This window comes from Proteus sp. fly-1067, from assembly GCF_040139345.1.
GTDB lineage: Bacteria > Pseudomonadota > Gammaproteobacteria > Enterobacterales > Enterobacteriaceae > Proteus > Proteus vulgaris_B.
Genome location: NZ_JBEEUL010000039.1, coordinates 1 through 1,977, shown reverse-complemented (window position 1 = coordinate 1,977; position 1,977 = coordinate 1). Strand labels below are relative to the sequence as shown.

Annotated in this window: 6 protein-coding genes; 1 reads left to right on the top strand and 5 read right to left on the bottom strand. The window is 39.9% G+C overall.

Annotation, left to right across the window (positions count from 1 at the left end; translation table 11 throughout):
• Positions 1–124: 124 nt before the first annotated feature.
• The 5 genes from ABN217_RS18860 to ABN217_RS18840 form a co-directional block, all read right to left on the bottom strand.
• Complete coding sequence (locus ABN217_RS18860) at positions 125–277, bottom strand: hypothetical protein (RefSeq protein WP_349459795.1); 153 nt, start codon at positions 275–277, stop codon at positions 125–127.
• Positions 274–540 carry a hypothetical protein gene (locus ABN217_RS18855; protein ID WP_349459793.1) on the bottom strand — a complete coding sequence of 89 codons (267 nt, stop codon included), beginning with the start codon at positions 538–540 and terminating at the stop codon, positions 274–276. The genes ABN217_RS18860 and ABN217_RS18855 overlap by 4 nt, the downstream gene beginning before the upstream one ends.
• Positions 531–665, bottom strand: coding sequence for a hypothetical protein (locus ABN217_RS18850; protein ID WP_255310961.1), 135 nt, complete (start codon positions 663–665; stop codon positions 531–533). Before ABN217_RS18850 ends, ABN217_RS18855 begins: the two co-directional genes overlap by 10 nt.
• Positions 666–805: 140 nt before the next feature.
• Positions 806–970, bottom strand: a complete 165-nt coding sequence (locus tag ABN217_RS18845; RefSeq protein ID WP_162557014.1) for a hypothetical protein — start codon at positions 968–970, stop codon at positions 806–808.
• Between the two features lie 50 nt (positions 971–1,020).
• Positions 1,021–1,191, bottom strand: a complete 171-nt coding sequence (locus ABN217_RS18840; RefSeq protein ID WP_349459791.1) for a hypothetical protein — start codon at positions 1,189–1,191, stop codon at positions 1,021–1,023.
• A 167-nt stretch (positions 1,192–1,358) separates the two neighbouring features.
• Here ABN217_RS18840 and ABN217_RS18835 point away from each other — a divergent pair, with 167 nt between their 5' ends.
• On the top strand, positions 1,359–1,874 hold the full coding sequence (locus ABN217_RS18835) for a hypothetical protein (RefSeq protein WP_161750353.1): 516 nt from the start codon (positions 1,359–1,361) through the stop codon (positions 1,872–1,874).
• Positions 1,875–1,977 lie beyond the last annotated feature (103 nt).

Sequence of the window (1,977 nt, the reverse complement as noted above, 5' to 3'; positions counted from 1 at the left end):
CTCGTATTCGGCAAATGACCCTCAATCATTGCAATAGCTTGAGCCAGAGCTTCCTCTCTGTTTTTTGCTAGTGACGGTGATGTTAATTGAGGGTATTTATCGGTAGGGTAGGAATTAGAAACGTTCATTGAAAATCTCCTGCAAAATCCTTTAACGGTATCGACAATCCTTGTCGTCCTAACACTTCCGTTTGATACATAAATTCATCGTGTTCGCGTTCCTGCGATTCTTTACGCTTCCTGCGTAATTCTTCTAGCCACTGCTGATGGTGTGTCACGCAACTCTCCTTAGCTTAGAAACACGTAATATCCTGTTAATAAAGGCTTCCTTGCCTATTGCATTGATAGTCCGTTCAAGCGATTCATCGTCACAATCGAGTACATATTCCATTGCCTCAACTGAGTCAATCTCCGTTAACTTAGCCAACTCAGCGAAACTTCCTGTCTCAATGCTAAGTTTGCTACTTTCGTCAAATTCCATGACTGTTTTTCCGTCTGTGTTAACCCCCATTCCTTGAGCATTTTTGAAGGCTATTTGCATAAACCCTCCTGATAGCTTTCTTTGAGTAATTCCATTGCTAACCACCAGATATCCTCACATTTCTGGCGAATAGCTACCTGCGCCTGAGCTTGCGCCAGACGGAAAATATCTTGGTTAATTTTCATAATTTACCTTGCGATAATTAGACTTAATGAAATGACTACGAATAGAAGTAGGGCGCTGAATATAGTGTCTATGTTCATGCGAAATTCTCACTACTGAGATAGTGATTGTTATTTAGTTTCTCTGGTGTTGGTGCGGTGGGTTACTGCTGAGGTATTTCTTTGATATCTAATTCCGTGATGTTTGCCTTAGCTCCAATTACTGCCCATAAATAAATATGCTCTGCACAATCACCTTCATCTTCTGCTTCAATATCCTTTTCCCAAGGCTCGCCATTCCATTTACAAGCCACTTTGAACATTGGCATGTCATACTCCCTCCGTTATTAACTAAATACGATGCTAGTTAAGGTGATTTTTATAGATATGGCGGCGAAAAGTAGCCATCTTCATAAAAGTTTATAAAAGCATTAACTAGATTTTCTGCGTTTTCTGTTGCTGAAATATTTCCAAGCTCTACGTTTGCAAGGAATGGATAGAAAAACTCAAGAAGTCTTTTCCTGTACTCATTTTCTTTCTCTTTATCCATCTCTATCTCCTATCTATTAATCAACTCACCACAGCCCACGGAATGGACTGTAATTAGTTAACTGTGCCCGTTTATTTATCCACTTAGGGCGTCAGTGGTTTCTCTAGTCCCCACCAAAGAAATTGATTACAATGTGTTCACCCCCACCAATGAAAAAGGAAAACAACATGCACGTTCTATCTGAGAGGCAAGAAATGATTATTCAAGCATTAAATAATAGAGAATTCTTAATGAAACCAATAACTCAGGATAAATTTAACGAGTTACTGGAAGAATTCGGAGAAGACCAACTAGCAAGAGAGTTGGACTATTTGCAAAAAAGAGGGTTAGTACAAGACGGTGCTGTGAGAATCGGTGTTGTCGATGATGAGCCCTATTCTTTTAATATTCACAAAGTGGGGTTAACCGCTGATGGTGTTGACTGCGCTAACGCCGATACTCTTGGTAACAAATTAAACGTTGTTAACATAAAAATTCACGAAAGCACCATTAAAAACTTAGAAGCAATGATCAGAGCCGTTAACCTACCTGATGAAGATAAAAAAACGCTTCTCGATATGGTAAAAGAAAAGGGCGCTGAAGCTGTTGTTAGCAGAATGGTTGATTATGCATTTGCTAACGCGAGCATTGCTACCAAGTTATTCCTTGAAGCTACCAAAACAAAACTTGGCTTTCATGACTAAGCCCATCCGTGGGCTTTATCTCGCCGTAACCCCGAACTCACTGCTCGGCTGTTTTGTTTTAACTCCTGAAAATACTGCTACATTAGGTAAGCAACAGTTATCT

Bases quoted from the DNA above. Each gene is read 5' to 3' on its own strand.
- ABN217_RS18855 (WP_349459793.1), bottom strand. From the start codon at position 540: ATGCAAATAGCCTTCAAAAATGCTCAAGGAATGGGGGTTAACACAGAC.
- ABN217_RS18850 (WP_255310961.1), bottom strand. From the start codon at position 665: ATGAAAATTAACCAAGATATTTTCCGTCTGGCGCAAGCTCAGGCGCAG.
- ABN217_RS18845 (WP_162557014.1), bottom strand. From the start codon at position 970: ATGCCAATGTTCAAAGTGGCTTGTAAATGGAATGGCGAGCCTTGGGAA.
- ABN217_RS18840 (WP_349459791.1), bottom strand. From the start codon at position 1,191: ATGGATAAAGAGAAAGAAAATGAGTACAGGAAAAGACTTCTTGAGTTT.
- ABN217_RS18835 (WP_161750353.1), top strand. From the start codon at position 1,359: ATGCACGTTCTATCTGAGAGGCAAGAAATGATTATTCAAGCATTAAAT.